Genomic DNA, 18,423 nt, shown 5'->3' with positions numbered 1-18,423 from the left:
AGGACGCGGGCCCGCCATAGACCACAGGAGTTACGAGAAATGCAGCGCAGCAAGAGCTACCGCAAGGCCGCCGAGGTCATCGACCGGTCGAAGCTCTACTCTCCCGCCGAGGCCGTCAAGCTGGCCAAGGAGACCACCAACGTCAAGTTCGACGCCACGGTCGAGGTCGCGATGCGCCTCGGCGTCGACCCCCGCAAGGCGGACCAGATGGTCCGCGGCACGGTCAACCTGCCGCACGGCACCGGTAAGACCGCCCGCGTGATCGTCTTCGCCGCCGGCGCGAAGGCCGAAGAGGCCGCCGCCGCGGGTGCGGACGAGGTGGGCACCGACGAGCTGGTCGCCCGCATCCAGGGCGGTTGGCTGGACTTCGACGCGGCGATCGCCACCCCGGACCAGATGGCCAAGATCGGCCGGATCGCGCGGATCCTGGGCCCGCGCGGCCTCATGCCGAACCCGAAGACCGGCACCGTGACCATGGACGTCACCAAGGCTGTCGCCGACATCAAGGGTGGCAAGATCACCTTCCGGGTGGACAAGCACTCCAACCTCCACCTGATCATCGGCAAGGCCTCGTTCTCCGAGTCCCAGCTGGTCGACAACTACGCGGCGGTGCTGGACGAGGTGCTCCGCTCGAAGCCGTCCGCGGCCAAGGGCACGTACCTCAAGAAGGTCACCCTCACCACCACGATGGGCCCGGGCGTCCCGGTCGACCCGAAGCTGGTGAAGAACCTGACCGAGGCTCCGGCCGAGGCCTGAGCGCCACTGCCCTGACGGGGCCCCGCCACCACCGGTGGCGGGGCCCCGTCCGTCTGTCCGGTGTGGCAGGCTCGGCGCATGCGGCTGGAAGGCGTCTGGCTGCGGTACCACCGGCGCGGTCCGTGGGTGCTGCGGGAGACCGACGTGGCGATCGGCCCGGCCGAGGTGGCGGTGGTGCTCGGGCGCAACGGGGTGGGCAAGTCCACCCTGCTCCAGCTCGCCGCCGGCGTGCTGCCGCCGACCCGGGGCCGGGTGGTCGACCGGCCGGCGACCGTCGGCTGGGTGCCGGAGCGCTTCCCCGCCGACCAGCCCTTCACCGTCGGGGCCTACCTCACCGCCATGGCCCGGGTGTCCGGCCTCTCCGCCGCGGACGCCGACCGTGCGGTGCGGCGCTGGGTCGACCGGCTCGGCCTGGCGCGCTTCCACGGGGTGCGGCTGCCCCAGCTGTCCAAGGGCACCGCCCAGAAGGTCGGCCTGGCCCAGGCGCTGCTCCGCCCGCCCGGTCTGCTCGTCCTCGACGAGCCCTGGGAGGGGCTCGACGCGGCCGCCCGCGACCTGGTGCCCGAGGTGATCGGCGAGGTGCTGGCCGACGGCGGTGCGGTGCTGGTCAGCGACCACCGCGGCGAGACGGTCCGGCTCCCCGGCGCCCGGCACTGGTCGGTCGCCGAGGGCACGGTCACCGAGGCGGCGCCGTCGGGCGGCGCGGCCACCGTCGTGGTCGAGCTGTCCGTCCCGGCCGCCGGGGCCGCCGCCGCCGTCGCCCGCCTGCGCGCCGACGGCCACCACGTTCTGCGGATACGCGACGCCGCCGCCCCGCCTCCCGCCACGCGACCCGATTCCGGCTCCCCGTCCACCGCCGGAGCGGTCCCGGGCTCCGGTGCCGGCCAGTCCGGCGAGCGCGGCCGGCCGGATCCCGCTGAGGTTCCGGTGTCCGGCGGCCCCGATGTCGACGAGGCCCCGGCGTCCGGCGCGCCCGGCCGGCCCGGTCCCGCCCCGGAGGTGGCCCGGTGACGGCCCTGGTGCACATGCGGCTGGCGGGCTTCGTGCGTACCGGCCGGGCGCTGGCCCCGGTGCTGGCCGGCCTGCTGGCCCTCGGCGTCCTCTACGGCGGCGGCCGGGCTCAGCCGGCGGAGGCCTACGGCGTCTCGGCGGTGGTGCTCTTCCCGGTGCTGGCCTGGCAGACCAAGATCCTGCTCGACGTGGAGCCCGACGTGCAGCGCCGGCTGGCCCGGGTGGTGGTCGGCGCGGCCCGGGAGCGGGCCGCCGGCCTGCTCGCGGCGGCCGTGGCCGGCCTCGGCACGGTGGCCGTCGCCCTGATCTTCCCCTGGCTGGTCGGCGGGGTGACCGGCCCGAGCGGGCCGGGGGACCGGCCGCTGGTCGAGGGGCTGGCGCTCGGCCTCTGGGCCCACCTGCTGGCCCTGCCGGCGGCCGTGGCCCTGGGTGCCCTGGCCAGCCGGGCGATCACCCGCAGCGCCGGCTACGGCGTCGCCGTGCTCACCCTCGGTGCGGTGACCGCGCTGGTCCTCGGTCTGTCCGGCTCGGTGGCGCCCTGGCTGGTCCCGCCGGTGCTGCCGACCGCCCGGGCGCTGGCCGGCCCGCTGGCGGCGTCCACCGGCCTGCTGCTGACCGCCTGGGCGCTGGCCTGGGCGGCCGTGGCGCTGACCGGCTACGCCTGGGGCCGCCGGAGCCGCGCCTGAGTGACCGGGAGCACTCCGGGGGCGATTTGGAGGTGACGGGACACGTCGCGTAACCTTGTCCCGTAGTTCCACCCAGAGACCGCTGGTCACCGTGCCCTGGCACGGTCGAAGGTCCCGCGATGACGGGCGACCCGCGCAGGGCGGCAAGCGAAAATCGGTGCAGTGCGTGGTCCGCCGACCGCGCCCGTCGCACCGGCCCTCGCCCCGTGCGCCCTGCGCCGGGGCTTTTCTCGTTGTCGTGAGACCTCCGCCGCCGTCGCGAGCTTTCGTCGCCGGCGTACCAGCTCCGAGCAACGAGAGAGGAGGGACATGGCGGACAAGCCGATCCGGGCCGACAAGGCCACGGCCGTCGCCGAGCTGACCGAGAGCTTCCGCACCGCGGGAGCGACCGTGCTGACCGAGTACCGCGGGCTCACGGTTTCGCAGCTCACGCAGCTGCGGCGCTCGCTCGGCAAGGAGACCAGCTACACGGTCGCGAAGAACACGCTGGCCAAGCGTGCCGCGAGCGAGGCGGGCATCTCCGGCCTCGACGAGCTGTTCACCGGTCCTACCGCGCTGACTTTCGTTTCGGGCGACGTCGTCGAGGCGGCGAAGGGGCTTCGCGACTTCGCGAAGGCCAACCCGAAGCTCGTCATCAAGGGCGGTGTCTTCGAGGGCAAGGCCATTTCCGCGGCCGAGGTCACGAAGCTCGCTGACCTGGAGTCCCGCGAGGTGCTGCTGGCGAAGCTGGCCGGCGCCATGAAGGGCAACCTGAGCAAGGCCGCGGCCCTGTTCCAGGCTCCGCTCGCCAAGACCGCGCGTCTGGCGGCCGCTCTGCAGGACAAGCGCGAGAAGGAGGGCGCCGAGGCGGCCTGAGGCCACCCGGCGCACCCACGTTCTTAGTTTTCACTTTCAGAAAGGACGCCAGACATGGCGAAGCTCAGCACCGACGAGCTGCTCGACGCGTTCAAGGAGATGACGCTGATCGAGCTCTCCGAGTTCGTGAAGCAGTTCGAGGAGACCTTCGAGGTCACCGCCGCGGCTCCGGTCGCCGTCGCCGCCGCCGGCGGCCCGGGCGCCCCGGCCGCCGAGGCCGAGCCGGAGAAGGACGAGTTCGACGTCATCCTCGACGCCGACGGTGGCAAGAAGATCCAGGTCATCAAGGTCGTGCGCGAGCTGACCGGCCTGGGCCTCAAGGAGGCCAAGGACCTGGTCGAGGCCGCCCCGAAGCCGGTCCTGGAGAAGGTCAACAAGGAGACCGCCGACAAGGCCAAGGCCAAGCTCGAGGGCGAGGGCGCCAAGGTCACCCTCAAGTGACCTTGCGTTCGACCTGACGCGCGTCCGGCTCACGTGAGTCGGGGCACACCGCGTCAGTCGGGGCACACCGCGTCGCGGCGGGCGGTGATCCGGGGAACCGGATCGCCGCCCGCCGTGTTGGTGATGGCGGGTGGCAGTGGCGTGAGCAGGGCGTCCGCGCCCGGCGTGCCGGCCGCAGGGCGCCGTGTGCCGGTAGCCCGACGGTGGGAAAGACACCCCGAGGGGTAACCGGCCCTTGACGCGGCACGGGCCCGGCAGGCACGCTGACACCAGCAAGACCTTCCGCGCTTGCAACGGCCGCCTCTCGGGTAAGGCAACGGCAGCACCACCGCCGCTCCGCCCGAGCGGACCGGCAGGAACGTCGCGTTCCGAGCAGCCCGGTTGACCCGGTTTTCCGAGGTCCCGAGGCAAGTTCCGCGATGACCTGCGGGGTGGGCTGGACAGCGGTTAGCCTCTCGGCTACACTGCTAGTTTGCGCTGCCTTCCGACTTGACCCCTGCTCGGAAATGTCCGTTTACGGATAATTCTGGTGGGGTCATTGGAGTGCACGCGTACCAGCCGTTCTGCAGCACCGGTCCTCGGAAGGACGCATCTTGGCAGCTTCCCGCCCTGCGAAGACCAGTCGTACGTCGAGCGCTTTCGCGCCCCGCCGAGTTTCTTTCGGTCGGATTACCGAACACCTCGAGGTCCCCAACCTCCTCGCCATCCAGAACGAGTCCTTCGACTGGCTCGTCGGCAACGAGGCTTGGCAGGGCCGGTCGTCGGACGACCCGCACGCACGCTCGGGTCTCGCGGAGATCCTCGACGAGATCAGTCCCATTGAGGACTTCTCCGGCACCATGTCGCTCTCCTTCTCGGCTCCGCGCTTCGACGAGGTCAAGGCCTCGATCGAGGAGTGCAAGGAGAAGGACCTGACCTACTGCGCGCCGCTGTTCGTGACCGCGGAGTTCACCAACAACACCACTGGCGAGATCAAGAGCCAGACGGTGTTCATGGGTGACTTCCCGATGATGACGCCGAAGGGCACCTTCATCATCAACGGCACCGAGCGCGTCGTGGTCAGCCAGCTCGTCCGCTCGCCGGGCGTCTACTTCGACAAGCAGCCGGACAAGACCTCCGACCGCGACCTCTCCAGCGTCAAGGTCATCCCGAGCCGGGGTGCCTGGCTGGAGTTCGACATCGACAAGCGCGACACGGTCGGCGTACGCATCGACCGCAAGCGCCGGCAGGCCGTCACCGTCCTGCTCAAGGCCATCGGGTGGTCCGCGGAGCAGATCCGCGAGAAGTTCGGCTGGTCCGAGCTCATGATGACCACGCTCGAGAAGGACCACATCGCCGGGCAGGACGAGGCGCTGCTCGACATCTACCGGAAGCTCCGCCCTGGCGAGCCGCCGACCCGTGAGAACGCCCAGACCCTGCTCGACAACCTCTTCTTCAACCCGAAGCGGTACGACGTCGCCAAGGTCGGTCGTTACAAGTTCAACAAGAAGCTCGAGCTGGACGTGCCGATCACCACCGGCACGCTGACCGAGGACGACATCGTCGCCACCGTGGAATACCTCTGCCGGCTGCACGCCGGTGAGGAGGGCTACGAGGCCGACGACATCGACCACTTCGGCAACCGGCGCCTGCGCACCGTGGGCGAGCTGATCCAGAACCAGGTCCGGGTGGGTCTCTCCCGCATGGAGCGGGTCGTCCGCGAGCGGATGACCACCCAGGACGTCGAGGCGATCACGCCGCAGACCCTGATCAACATCCGCCCGGTGGTGGCGGCGATCAAGGAGTTCTTCGGCACGTCGCAGCTGTCCCAGTTCATGGACCAGACCAACCCGCTGGCGGGCCTGACCCACCGGCGCCGGCTGAGCGCGCTCGGCCCGGGTGGTCTGTCCCGGGAGCGGGCCGGCTTCGAGGTCCGTGACGTGCACCCGTCCCACTACGGCCGGATGTGCCCGATCGAGACGCCGGAAGGCCCGAACATCGGCCTGATCGGCGCGCTGTCCACCTTCGCCCGGGTCAACCCGTTCGGCTTCATCGAGACGCCGTACCGGAAGGTCATCGACGGTCGGGTCACCGACCAGATCGACTACCTGACCGCGGACGAGGAGGACCGGTTCGTCAAGGCGCAGGCCAACGCCCCGCTCAAGGCGGACGGTTCGTTCGCCGAGGACCGGGTCCTGGTCCGCCGTAAGGGCGGCGAGACCGAGGACGTGGCGCCGTCGGCCGTCGACTACATGGACGTGTCGCCGCGGCAGATGACCTCGGTCGCGACCGCGATGATCCCGTTCCTCGAGCACGACGACGCCAACCGCGCGCTCATGGGCGCCAACATGCAGCGCCAGGCGGTGCCGCTGGTCAAGGCCGAGGCCCCGCTGGTCGGCACGGGCATGGAGTACCGGGCGGCCGTGGACGCCGGTGACGTCGTCGTCGCCGAGGTCGGCGGTGTGGTCGAGGACCTCTGCGCGGACTACATCACCGTCCACCAGGACGACGGCCACCGCCGGACGTACCTGCTGCACAAGTTCCGCCGCTCCAACGCCGGCTCCTGCGTCAACCAGAAGCCGGTCGTCTTCGAGGGCGACCGCGTCGAGGCCGGCCAGGTCATCGCCGACGGTCCGTGCACCGACGAGGGCGAGATGGCGCTCGGGCGCAACCTGCTCGTGGCGTTCATGACCTGGGAGGGCCACAACTACGAGGACGCGATCATCCTGTCGCAGCGCCTCGTGCAGCAGGACGTGCTCACCTCGATCCACATCGAGGAGCACGAGGTCGACGCCCGGGACACCAAGCTCGGCCCGGAGGAGATCACCCGCGACATCCCGAACGTCAGCGAGGAAATGCTCGCCGACCTCGACGAGCGCGGCATCATCCGGATCGGCGCCGAGGTCGTCCCCGGCGACATCCTGGTCGGCAAGGTCACCCCGAAGGGTGAGACCGAGCTGACCCCCGAGGAGCGGCTGCTCCGCGCGATCTTCGGCGAGAAGGCGCGCGAGGTCCGGGACACCTCGCTGAAGGTGCCGCACGGCGAGACCGGCACGGTCATCGGTGTGCGTACCTTCTCCCGCGAGGACGGCGACGAGCTGCCCCCGGGCGTGAACGAGCTGGTCCGGGTCTACGTGGCCCAGAAGCGCAAGATCCAGGACGGTGACAAGCTCGCGGGCCGCCACGGCAACAAGGGCGTCATCTCCAAGATCCTGCCGATCGAGGACATGCCGTTCCTGGAGGACGGCACCCCGGTCGACATCGTGCTGAACCCCCTCGGTGTGCCGTCCCGGATGAACATCGGTCAGGTCCTGGAGACCCACCTCGGGTGGGTGGCCAAGACCGGCTGGAGCGTGGACGGCGACGACACCGAGTGGAAGCGCCAGCTCCGCTCGATCGAGGCGCACGAGTCCGAGCCCGACACCAACGTGGCCACTCCGGTCTTCGACGGTGCCCGGGAGGAGGAGATCTCCGGTCTGCTCGCGTCGACCCTGCCCAACCGGGACGGCAAGCAGCTGATCGGCTCCTCCGGCAAGGCGCAGCTGTTCGACGGTCGCTCCGGCGAGCCGCTGCCGGACCCGATCGCGGTCGGTTACGTCTACATCCTCAAGCTCAACCACCTGGTCGACGACAAGATCCACGCCCGGTCGACCGGCCCGTACTCGATGATCACGCAGCAGCCGCTGGGTGGTAAGGCGCAGTTCGGTGGCCAGCGCTTCGGTGAGATGGAGTGCTGGGCCATGCAGGCGTACGGCGCCGCCTACGCCCTGCAGGAGCTGCTGACCATCAAGTCCGACGACGTCCTCGGCCGGGTGAAGGTCTACGAGGCGATCGTCAAGGGCGAGAACATCCCGGAGCCGGGCATCCCGGAGTCGTTCAAGGTGCTGCTCAAGGAGCTGCAGTCGCTGTGCCTCAACGTCGAGGTGCTCTCCAGCGACGGCGTGGCCCTCGAGATGCGCGAGACCGACGACGAGGTGTTCCGGGCCGCGGAGGAGCTGGGCATCGACCTGTCCCGGCGCGAGCCGAGCTCGGTCGAAGAGGTCTGAGGCGAGCGGTCGGGAGCCGGTCCGCCGGCTCCCGACCCCGCCCGTTAGCTAGGCAGTACAGACGACGACATAGGGGACATAGTGCTCGACGTCAACTTCTTCGACGAGCTGCGCATTGGCCTCGCCACCGCCGACGACATCCGTCAGTGGTCCCACGGCGAGGTCAAGAAGCCCGAGACCATCAACTACCGCACCCTGAAGCCGGAAAAGGACGGGCTCTTCTGCGAGAAGATCTTCGGTCCGCAGCGGGACTGGGAGTGCTACTGCGGTAAGTACAAGCGGGTCCGCTTCAAGGGCATCATCTGCGAGCGCTGCGGCGTCGAGGTGACCCGCTCCAAGGTTCGCCGCGAGCGGATGGGTCACATCGAGCTGGCCGCTCCGGTGACCCACATCTGGTACTTCAAGGGCGTGCCGAGCCGGCTGGGCTACCTGCTGGACCTCGCCCCCAAGGACCTCGAAAAGATCATCTACTTCGCCTCGTACGTCGTGACGAGCGTGGACGCCGAAGCGCGTCACCGTGACCTCTCGACCATCGAGAACGAGATCCTGGCCGAGAAGCGGCAGGCCGAGAACAGCCGCGACTCGGAGATCGAGAAGCGGGCCGCCAAGCTCGAGGCCGACCTGGCCGAGCTGGAGGCCGAGGGCGCGAAGGCGGACGTCCGGCGCAAGGTCAAGGAGGGCGGAGAGCGCGAGATGCGCCAGATCCGCGACCGGGCCCAGCGCGAGATCGACCGCCTCGACGAGGTCCTCGACACCTTCCGCAAGCTCGAGCCGAAGCAGCTGGTCACCGACGAGCTGCTCTACCGCGAGCTGCGCGACCGCTTCGGCGAGTACTTCACCGGCAGCATGGGCGCCGAGGCCATCAAGGCGCTGGTCCAGAACATGGACCTGGAGGCCGAGGCCGAGAGCCTGCGCGAGACCATCCGGTCCGGCAAGGGCCAGCGGAAGATCCGGGCGCTCAAGCGGCTCAAGGTCGTGGCGGCGTTCCAGAACACCCGCAACTCGCCGCTCGGCATGGTGCTGGACTGCGTCCCGGTCATCCCGCCGGACCTGCGTCCGATGGTGCAGCTGGACGGTGGCCGCTTCGCGACCTCCGACCTGAACGACCTGTACCGCCGCGTGATCAACCGGAACAACCGCCTCAAGCGGCTGATCGACCTCGGCGCGCCCGAGATCATCGTCAACAACGAGAAGCGGATGCTCCAGGAGGCCGTCGACGCGCTGTTCGACAACGGCCGTCGCGGCCGGCCGGTCACCGGTCCGGGCAACCGCCCGCTGAAGTCGCTCTCCGACATGCTCAAGGGCAAGCAGGGCCGGTTCCGCCAGAACCTGCTCGGCAAGCGCGTCGACTACTCCGGCCGTTCGGTCATCGTGGTCGGCCCGAAGCTCAAGCTGCACCAGTGCGGCCTGCCCAAGCAGATGGCGCTGGAGCTGTTCAAGCCGTTCGTGATGAAGCGGCTGGTGGACCTCAACCACGCGCAGAACATCAAGTCCGCCAAGCGGATGGTCGAGCGGCAGCGGCCGGTCGTGTGGGACGTGCTGGAAGAGGTCATCGGTGAGCACCCGGTCCTGCTGAACCGGGCGCCGACCCTGCACCGGCTGGGCATCCAGGCCTTCGAGCCGCAGCTGGTCGAGGGCAAGGCCATCCAGATCCACCCGCTGGTCTGCACCGCGTTCAACGCCGACTTCGACGGTGACCAGATGGCGGTCCACGTGCCGCTGTCCGCCGAGGCCCAGGCCGAGGCGCGGATCCTGATGCTGTCGTCGAACAACATCCTCAAGCCGGCCGACGGCAAGCCGGTCACCATGCCCACCCAGGACATGGTCATCGGCCTCTACCACCTCACCCACCTCACCCCGGGTGGGCAGGGCGAGGGCCGGGCGTTCAGCTCGGACGCCGAGGCGCGGATGGCGTACGACAACCGTGAGCTGCACCTGCAGACCCCGGTCAAGATCCGCCTGCGGGGCATCGTCGGTGTCGACAACGGCGCCGGCGCCGAGCCGTGGGTCGCGCCCGAGGGCTGGGTCGAGGGCGAGCCGGTGACGGTGGAGACCACCCTGGGCCGGGTCCTGTTCAACGAGACGCTGCCGCAGGGCTACCGCTTCGTGAACTACGAGATCCGCAAGGGCCAGCTCTCCGCGATCGTCAACGACCTCGCCGAGCGCTTCCCGAAGGTGGCCCTGGCGGCCACTCTGGACGGGCTCAAGGAGGCCGGCTTCCACTGGGCCACCTGGTCCGGCGTCACCATCGGCATGGAGGACGTCATCGCGCCCCCGCGCAAGCGGGAGATCCTGGACCGGTACGAGAAGGAAGCCGACCGGATCGACAAGCAGTACCAGCGTGGTCTCATGACCGCCGAGGAGCGCCGCGGCGAGCTCATCGAGATCTGGACCAAGGCGACCAACGAGGTCGCCAAGGAGATGGACACCGCGCTGCCGCAGGAGAACCCGCTGTGGAAGATGATCAACTCGGGTGCCCGCGGTAACCTGCTCCAGCTCCGGCAGATCGCGGCGATCCGTGGTCTGGTGGCCAACCCGAAGGGTGAGATCATCCCGCGGCCCATCAAGGCCTCGTACCGGGAGGGTCTGTCCGTGCTGGAGTACTTCATCTCCACGCACGGTGCCCGGAAGGGTCTCGCGGACACCGCCCTGCGTACCGCCGACTCGGGTTACCTGACCCGGCGTCTGGTGGACGTCTCGCAGGACGTCATCATCCGCGAGGAGGACTGCGGCACCGACCGCGCCATCCCGATGCAGATCGGCGAGCGGCTCGACGGCAAGCTGGTCGTGCACGAGCACGCCGAGACCAGCGTGCACGCCCGGACCCTGGCCGACGACATCAAGGGGCCGGACGGCACCGTGGTGGCCCAGCGGGGTCAGGACCTCAACTCGATCCTGGTCGACGCGATCGTGGCGGCCGGGGTGGAGACGGTGCGGGTGCGCAGCGTGCTCACCTGCGAGTCGAAGCTGGGCGTCTGCGGTGCGTGCTACGGCCGCTCGCTGCCGACCGGCAAGACCGTGGACGTCGGCGAGGCGGTCGGCATCATCGCCGCCCAGTCGATCGGTGAGCCGGGTACGCAGCTGACGATGCGTACCTTCCACACCGGTGGTGTCGCGGGTGAGGACATCACCCAGGGTCTGCCCCGTGTCCAGGAGATCTTCGAGGCCCGGGTCCCGAAGGGTAAGGCGCCCATCGCCGACACCCCCGGCCGGATCCGGATCGAGGACGGCGAGCGGTCCCGCAAGATCGTCGTCATCCCGGACGACGGCAGCGACGAGATCGTCTACGACAAGATCTCGAAGCGGGTCCGGCTCCGGGCGCACGACGGCGACCACGTCGAGGTCGGCGAGAAGCTCACCGAGGGCACCATCGACCCGCACGAGCTGCTGCGCATCCTCGGCCCGCGCGCGGTCCAGGTCCACCTGACCCAGGAGGTCCAGGAGGTCTACCGCTCGCAGGGTGTGCTCATCCACGACAAGCACATCGAGATCATCATCCGCCAGATGCTCAAGCGGGTGACGGTCATCGACTCCGGCTCGACCGAGTTCCTGCCGGGCGTGCTGGTCGACCGGGCGCTGTTCGAGTCGGAGAACCGCCGGCTCGTGGGCGAGGGTGGCGAGCCCGCCGCCGGTCGCCCGGTGCTCATGGGTATCACCAAGGCCTCGCTGGCCACGGATTCCTGGCTGTCGGCGGCCTCCTTCCAGGAGACCACCCGGGTGCTGACGGACGCGGCGATCCACGCCCGCAGCGACTCGCTGATCGGCCTCAAGGAGAACGTGATCATCGGTAAGCTCATCCCGGCCGGTACGGGCATCAGCAAGTACCGCAACGTCCGGGTCGAGCCGACCGAGGAGGCGAAGGCCAAGGTCTACTCGATGACCGGCTACCCGGAGACCGACTACGGCTTCGGGCCGGCCAGCGGCCAGGCGGTTCCGCTGGACGACTTCGACTTCGGGTCGTACCGCTAAGCAGTAGGAAACGACGAGGCCCCCGGCACGCGCCGGGGGCCTCGTCGCGTCCGGGGACGCGTCGGGTGGCGGCCGATCGGGGCATGATGGTGGGCATGACGACCGTGCCCGGGCAGGTGCCCGTCGCCCAGCAGGGGCACCGGCACCCGCTCGATCCCGAGCCGGTCCGCTCCACCAAGGCCCGCGCGGTCTTCGCCCTCGGGCTGATCGGGGCGCTCACCGGGTTCTTCGTCGGTGGGGTGGTGCCCGCGACCATCGCGCTCACCCTCGCCCGGCAGGCCCGCCGGGAGGCGTACGTCTCGGGCGGCTTCCTCACCGGCGCCGGCTGGGTGCGCCGCGGCGAGCAGCTGGCCTGGACGGGGCTGCTGCTCGCGGCCGTCGCGATCGTGGCGGCCGTGGTGATCGGCGTGGTCCGGCTGGCGGGCGCCCCGTTCGGGCACGACTTCGCGCCGAACATCGACTGACCCGCCGAACATCGACTGACCCGCCGGGGGAGCGCCCCGCGCCCGACCCCGCGGGCGGGACCCGCGACGGTAGCCTGGCCGGTGTCCGCCGCGCGGCGGGCGCGCGCCGCGTCGACAGGAGGACCCCGTGACGGAACCGGCCCCGGGAGGCGACCCGACCCGCCCCGGCACCGGGCCGGGCGCCGCCGGGCCGCAGCCGGCCAGCCCCTGGGCCGGACCGGACGCCACACCCTCGGGGTACGCCCCGCCGCCCGGCTCGCCGCAGTCCGCGCCGCCCGGATCGTGGCCGCCCGCCGGGCCGTATCCGCCCGCGCCGTCCGGCTCCCCGGCGCACCGGGCCGGGTACCCCGCACCGCACGCCCCCGCACCCCACGCTCCCGCACCGTCGGGGCCGGCGGGGTGGCCGGCGTCCGGGGCGTACCCGGGCGGCCAGCCGGGGTCCGGCGGCGGGTGGGCGGGGCCCGGGAGCCCGCCGGCCGGCGGTGGCTGGGGCCCGGCGTCCGTGCCGCCGCCTCCGCGCGAGGCGCCGCGCCCGCCGAAGCGTGTCGACGCGGTTCCAGGCACCCCGTTCGGGGTCGTCCACCTGGACGTGCCGCCGGTGACCTCGGGGCTCGCCATCGGGTCCCTCGTGACGGGGATAGCCTCGATCCTGGTGTCGCTGCTGGTGCTCTGCTTCGGTGTCGCGGGGCCGAACTACGGCGGCGCGTGGGCGGCCGGTGCCTTCACCGTGCTGGGGGTGATCGCCGGCACGGCGGCCGTGGTCGCGGGGCTGCTGGCCCGGCGGCAGATCCGCCGGCCGGCACCGCCGCCGGCGGTCCGGTTCACTGGTCGCGGCCTGGCGGTGGCCGGGCTCAGCTGCGGGGGAGTGGGCCTGCTGGTCAGCCTCGCCGGGCTCGCGCTGGCCCTGGTGGTGCAGATCACGTGATCCCGCGGCTCGGGCCGGGCGGCGTGTTGACCAGGAACGACCGGAATGCCGGGATGGCCGGTGCGCGGGCGGTGCCGGGGCCGCCGGGCCGAGTGCCGCGGAAGCCGGTACACTTGTTTCCGTAGGTGCCCATGACGGGCGTGCGGGCAGGATGCGATCGGCCGGCGGACCGCGAGGCGGTTCTCCCGGACCGCTCCGTTTTGACCTGCGCGGCTGTGGTAGGTACTCTTTCCCCTTGTGCCCGGGCCAGCCCGGGCAATGCGTGCGTGCGCTGGAGCCGGTGATCCGGTGATCGCGCGGCCGCACGACAGAGCCTCAAGACCTGGCGTCGGGAGTTTCCTGCGCCGGTGACAGAAACCCGGTGGGACGCGCGAGTGACCGCACCGGGACCGTGACTCGGGCGACACGCCCGACCGCGGGTGCTGGGACCCCGTCAGGTGGCCCTGGTTGGAATGTAGGAGAGCCGTCCATCAGGCCGGCTAGAGCAGACGGCGCGGTCGCCTCGCAGCGGCCGAAGGGAGCGGAGAAACCCGGTGCCCACCATTCAGCAGCTGGTCCGAAAGGGCCGTCAGGCCAAGACGACCAAGACCAAGACCCCGGCGCTCAAGGGGTCTCCCCAGCGGCGCGGCGTGTGCACCCGCGTGTACACCACCACCCCCAAGAAGCCGAACTCGGCGCTGCGCAAGGTCGCTCGTGTCAAGCTCAGCAGCCAGATCGAGGTGACCGCCTACATCCCGGGCGTCGGCCACAACCTGCAGGAGCACTCGATCGTGCTCGTCCGCGGCGGCCGTGTGAAGGACCTCCCCGGCGTGCGGTACAAGATCGTTCGCGGCTCGCTGGACACCCAGGGTGTCCGCAACCGCAAGCAGGCTCGCAGCCGTTACGGCGCGAAGAAGGAGAAGAGCTGACATGCCGCGTAAGGGACCCGCTCCGCGGAAGCCGCTGGTCGCTGACCCGGTGTACAACTCGCCGCTGGTCACCCAGCTGGTGAACAAGATCCTGCTGCGCGGCAAGCGCCAGCTCGCCGAGCGCATCGTGTACGCCGCCCTCGAGGGCTGCCGCGAGAAGTCCGGCACCGACCCCGTCGTCACGCTGAAGCGGGCGATGGACAACGTGAAGCCGACCCTCGAGGTCCGCAGCCGTCGCGTCGGTGGCGCCACCTACCAGGTTCCGGTCGAGGTGCGGCCGGCCCGCGCGACCACCCTCGGTCTGCGCTGGCTGGTCACCTACTCCCGCGCCCGTCGCGAGAAGACCATGATCGAGCGGCTGATGAACGAGCTGCTGGACGCGAGCAACGGCCTCGGTGCCGCCGTCAAGCGGCGCGAGGACACGCACAAGATGGCCGAGTCCAACAAGGCCTTCGCGCACTACCGCTGGTAACACCCTGGTTCCGGCGCCCACGAGGCGCCGGAACCGCCACCAGTTGTGTCTAGACGACGATAAGTAGGGATTGAAGTGGCCGCCGCAGACGCGCTCGCCAACGTACGCAACATCGGCATCATGGCGCACATCGATGCCGGTAAGACCACTACCACCGAGCGAATCCTGTTCTACACCGGCATCACGTACAAGATCGGTGAGGTCCACGAGGGCGCTGCCGTCATGGACTGGATGGAGCAGGAGCAGGAGCGCGGTATCACCATCACTTCCGCCGCAACGAAGTGCGAGTGGAAGGGCCACACGATCCAGATCATCGACACGCCCGGCCACGTCGACTTCACGGTCGAGGTGGAGCGGTCGCTGCGGGTGCTGGACGGTGCGGTCGCGGTGTACGACGGTGTCGCCGGCGTCGAGCCGCAGACGGAGAACGTCTGGCGGCAGGCCGACAAGTACAACGTCCCGCGGATGTGCTTCGTCAACAAGCTCGACCGGACCGGTGCGGACTTCTTCCGCTGCGTGCAGATGATGATCGACCGGCTGAACGCCACCCCGCTGGTGCTCCAGATCCCGATCGGGCTCGAGGGCGACCACATCGGCGTCGTCGACCTGATCGGCATGCGCGCCCTCACCTGGCGCGGGGAGACCCAGAAGGGTGAGGACTACGCGATCGAGGAGATCCCGGCCGACCTGGCCGACTCCGCGGCCGAGTGGCGCGAGAAGCTCATGGAGACCCTGGCCGACGTCGACGACTCGGTGATGGAGAAGTACCTGGAGGGCGAGGAGATCTCCGTCGAGGAGATCAAGGCCGCCATCCGTCGGGCCACCATCGCCAGCAAGGCCAACCCGGTCCTCTGCGGCTCGGCGTTCAAGAACAAGGGCGTCCAGCCGATGCTCGACGCCGTGGTCGACTTCCTGCCGTCGCCGCTGGACATCCCGGCGATCGAGGGCACCGCGACCGACGGCGAGACCCCGATGCAGCGGAAGCCGTCGACCTCGGAGCCGTTCGCCGGCCTGGCCTTCAAGATCCAGACCGACAAGCACCTCGGCAAGCTCACCTACGTCCGGGTCTACTCCGGCGTGGTCGAGTCCGGGTCCCAGGTGGTCAACTCCACCAAGGACCGCAAGGAGCGCATCGGCAAGATCTACCAGATGCACGCCAACAAGCGGGAGGAGCGCAGCTCCGCCAAGGCCGGCGACATCATCGCGGTCCAGGGTCTGAAGCAGACCACCACCGGTGACACCCTGTGCGACCCGGCCAACCCGGTCATCCTCGAGTCGATGACCTTCCCGGAGCCGGTCATCGAGGTGGCCATCGAGCCGAAGACCAAGGCCGACCAGGAGAAGCTCAGCACCGCCATCCAGCGGCTGGCCGAGGAGGACCCGACCTTCCGCGTCAAGCTGGACGAGGAGACCGGCCAGACGGTCATCTCCGGCATGGGCGAGCTCCACCTGGACATCCTGGTGGACCGGATGCGCCGCGAGTTCAACGTCGAGGCGAACATCGGTAAGCCGCAGGTGGCGTACCGCGAGACCATCCGCCGCACGGTGGAGAAGGTCGAGTACACCCACAAGAAGCAGACCGGTGGTTCCGGCCAGTACGCCCGGGTGATCGTGAGCCTGGAGCCGCTGCCGCTGGACAACGACTCGCCGACCTACGAGTTCGCGAACGCCGTCACCGGTGGCCGCATCCCCCGGGAGTTCATCCCGTCGGTGGACGCGGGCGCCCAGGACGCCATGCAGTACGGCATTCTCGCCGGCTTCCCGCTGGTGGGTGTCAAGCTGACGCTGCTGGACGGCCAGTACCACGAGGTCGACTCGTCCGAGATGGCGTTCAAGATCGCCGGTTCGATGGTGATGAAGGAGGCGGCCCGCAAGGCCGACCCCGCACTGCTCGAGCCGATGATGGCCGTTGAGGTCACCACTCCTGAGGAGAACATGGGTGACGTCATCGGCGACCTCAACTCCCGGCGGGGCATCATCCAGGCGATGGAGGAGCGTCACGGCGCTCGCATCGTCCGGGCCCTGGTGCCGCTGTCGGAGATGTTCGGCTACGTCGGCGACCTGCGGTCGAAGACCCAGGGCCGGGCTAGCTACAGCATGCAGTTCGACTCCTACGCGGAGGTTCCGCAGAGCGTCGCGAAGGAGATCATCGCCAAGGCGACGGGTGAGTGACACTCACCTGAGTTGATCCGGGGCCGGTCGCGGGAGGGTTCTCCCGCCCGCGGCCACCTCGGTCGGATCGTGTGAATCCGGGCCTGTAGGCTTCATCGCCGCAGAACCCACAAAGGCTCTCCGGCCGTCAGGCCGGAAAGGCTGTCGACAGAGTCCTAAGCGCCGACCGGCGCGCCGGGGCGAACGAACCAAGAAAGTCCACAGGAGGACACCAGTGGCGAAGGCGAAGTTCGAGCGGACTAAGCCGCACGTCAACATCGGCACCATTGGTCACATCGACCACGGTAAGACGACGCTGACGGCGGCCATCACCAAGGTCCTGCACGACCAGTTCCCGGACCTCAACCCGTACACGCCGTTCGACGAGATCGACAAGGCGCCGGAGGAGAAGGCCCGCGGCATCACGATCTCCATCGCGCACGTCGAGTACCAGACCGAGGCGCGTCACTACGCGCACGTCGACTGCCCCGGTCACGCCGACTACATCAAGAACATGATCACCGGTGCCGCCCAGATGGACGGCGCGATCCTGGTGGTGGCGGCGACCGACGGCCCGATGCCGCAGACCCGCGAGCACGTGCTGCTCGCCCGTCAGGTCGGTGTGCCGTACATCGTCGTGGCGCTCAACAAGAGCGACATGGTCGACGACGAGGAGCTCCTGGAGCTCGTCGAGCTCGAGGTCCGCGAGCTGCTCTCGTCGCAGGAGTACCCGGGTGACGACCTGCCGGTCGTGCGGGTCTCGGCGCTGAAGGCCCTCGAGGGTGACCCCGAGTGGACCGGCAAGCTCATGGACCTCATGAACGCTGTCGACACCGCGATTCCGCAGCCGGAGCGCGAGACCGAGAAGCCGTTCCTGATGCCGATCGAGGACGTGTTCACGATCACCGGTCGTGGCACCGTCGTCACCGGTCGCGCCGAGCGCGGCATCCTCAAGCCGAACGAGGAGGTGGAGATCGTCGGCATCCGCGAGAAGTCGATGAAGACCACCTGCACCGGCATCGAGATGTTCCGCAAGCTGCTCGACGAGGCCCGGGCCGGCGAGAACGTCGGTCTGCTCCTCCGCGGCATCAAGCGCGAGGACGTCGAGCGCGGCATGGTCGTCATCAAGCCGGGCACCACGACCCCGCACACGGAGTTCGAGGCGACGGTCTACATCCTCTCCAAGGAGGAGGGCGGCCGGCACACCCCGTTCTTCCAGAACTACCGTCCGCAGTTCTACTTCCGGACCACGGACGTTACCGGCGTCGTCACGCTGCCCGAGGGCACCGAGATGGTCATGCCGGGCGACAACACCACGATGTCCGTGAAGCTGATCCAGCCCATCGCGATGGAGGAGAACCTCAAGTTCGCGATCCGGGAGGGTGGCCGCACGGTCGGCGCTGGTCGCGTCACCAAGATCGTCAAGTGAGCTGGGTAACCCCGATTAGCGTCGCCGCCGGTCGTGCGGCATACTAGTCAGGTTGCGTAACGACGGTCAGTCGCCTGCGTCCGGTTAACGCTGGACCTCCGGGTGTCAGACAGTCTCGCGTAGGGGTGGTTGATCGCCCACGGCGATCAACCACCCTCGCGCGGCGTCCAGGTCGCGGTCACCGCGATCGGCGCCATGACCCACCGCGTGGTCGGAAATCGCTCCGGAGTCCCGGGGCGGAGCCTGGCCCACGGGCGCGACACGCCCGACCGCGGGGGTCGGCGAAGTGGGCCTGTACCAGCCGGTACAGGCGCCCGCAACACAGCGGCAT

At 69.8% G+C, this 18,423-nt stretch carries 13 protein-coding genes; all 13 read left to right on the top strand.

What is annotated here, in order from left to right; translation table 11 throughout:
- Positions 1 to 39: 39 nt before the first annotated feature.
- The 13 genes from rplA to tuf all read left to right on the top strand — a co-directional run bounded on the left by rplA (position 40) and on the right by tuf (position 18,092).
- Complete coding sequence (rplA, locus tag GCE86_RS22230; protein WP_154228729.1) at positions 40 to 756, top strand: 50S ribosomal protein L1; 717 nt, start codon at positions 40 to 42, stop codon at positions 754 to 756.
- Between the two features lie 78 nt (positions 757 to 834).
- On the top strand, positions 835 to 1,767 hold the full coding sequence (locus GCE86_RS22225; protein WP_154228728.1) for an ABC transporter ATP-binding protein: 933 nt from the start codon (positions 835 to 837) through the stop codon (positions 1,765 to 1,767).
- Positions 1,764 to 2,453, top strand: coding sequence for a hypothetical protein (locus GCE86_RS22220; protein WP_154228727.1), 690 nt, complete (start codon positions 1,764 to 1,766; stop codon positions 2,451 to 2,453). The genes GCE86_RS22225 and GCE86_RS22220 overlap by 4 nt, the downstream gene beginning before the upstream one ends.
- A gap of 309 nt (positions 2,454 to 2,762) precedes the next feature.
- On the top strand, positions 2,763 to 3,308 hold the full coding sequence (rplJ, locus tag GCE86_RS22215) for a 50S ribosomal protein L10 (RefSeq protein ID WP_154228726.1): 546 nt from the start codon (positions 2,763 to 2,765) through the stop codon (positions 3,306 to 3,308).
- Between the two features lie 54 nt (positions 3,309 to 3,362).
- The gene (rplL, locus tag GCE86_RS22210) at positions 3,363 to 3,749 is read left to right on the top strand and encodes a 50S ribosomal protein L7/L12 (protein WP_154228725.1); all 387 of its coding nucleotides are present in this window, start codon (positions 3,363 to 3,365) and stop codon (positions 3,747 to 3,749) included.
- Positions 3,750 to 4,342: 593 nt separating this feature from the next.
- The gene (rpoB, locus tag GCE86_RS22205; RefSeq protein WP_154228724.1) at positions 4,343 to 7,774 is read left to right on the top strand and encodes a DNA-directed RNA polymerase subunit beta; all 3,432 of its coding nucleotides are present in this window, start codon (positions 4,343 to 4,345) and stop codon (positions 7,772 to 7,774) included.
- 81 nt (positions 7,775 to 7,855) lie between these two features.
- Positions 7,856 to 11,743, top strand: a complete 3,888-nt coding sequence (locus GCE86_RS22200; protein WP_154228723.1) for a DNA-directed RNA polymerase subunit beta' — start codon at positions 7,856 to 7,858, stop codon at positions 11,741 to 11,743.
- 95 nt (positions 11,744 to 11,838) lie between these two features.
- Positions 11,839 to 12,207, top strand: a complete 369-nt coding sequence (locus GCE86_RS22195; RefSeq protein ID WP_154228722.1) for a hypothetical protein — start codon at positions 11,839 to 11,841, stop codon at positions 12,205 to 12,207.
- A 502-nt stretch (positions 12,208 to 12,709) separates the two neighbouring features.
- Positions 12,710 to 13,132 (top strand): hypothetical protein, encoded by a 423-nt coding sequence (locus GCE86_RS22190; RefSeq protein ID WP_154230623.1) that lies wholly within the window; start codon positions 12,710 to 12,712, stop codon positions 13,130 to 13,132.
- Positions 13,133 to 13,665: 533 nt separating this feature from the next.
- Positions 13,666 to 14,040, top strand: a complete 375-nt coding sequence (gene rpsL / locus GCE86_RS22185; protein ID WP_007465318.1) for a 30S ribosomal protein S12 — start codon at positions 13,666 to 13,668, stop codon at positions 14,038 to 14,040.
- Between the two features lies 1 nt (position 14,041).
- Entirely contained in the window at positions 14,042 to 14,512 is a 471-nt protein-coding gene (gene rpsG / locus GCE86_RS22180; protein WP_077938296.1) for a 30S ribosomal protein S7, read from the top strand.
- Between the two features lie 75 nt (positions 14,513 to 14,587).
- Positions 14,588 to 16,684 (top strand): elongation factor G, encoded by a 2,097-nt coding sequence (gene fusA, locus GCE86_RS22175; RefSeq protein ID WP_154228721.1) that lies wholly within the window; start codon positions 14,588 to 14,590, stop codon positions 16,682 to 16,684.
- A 214-nt stretch (positions 16,685 to 16,898) separates the two neighbouring features.
- Complete coding sequence (gene tuf / locus GCE86_RS22170) at positions 16,899 to 18,092, top strand: elongation factor Tu (RefSeq protein WP_091262807.1); 1,194 nt, start codon at positions 16,899 to 16,901, stop codon at positions 18,090 to 18,092.
- Positions 18,093 to 18,423 lie beyond the last annotated feature (331 nt).

Source organism: Micromonospora terminaliae (assembly GCF_009671205.1).
GTDB lineage: Bacteria > Actinomycetota > Actinomycetes > Mycobacteriales > Micromonosporaceae > Micromonospora > Micromonospora terminaliae.
Note: the sequence above shows the minus strand (reverse complement) of the source record. Positions and strands in the feature narration are given on the sequence as shown.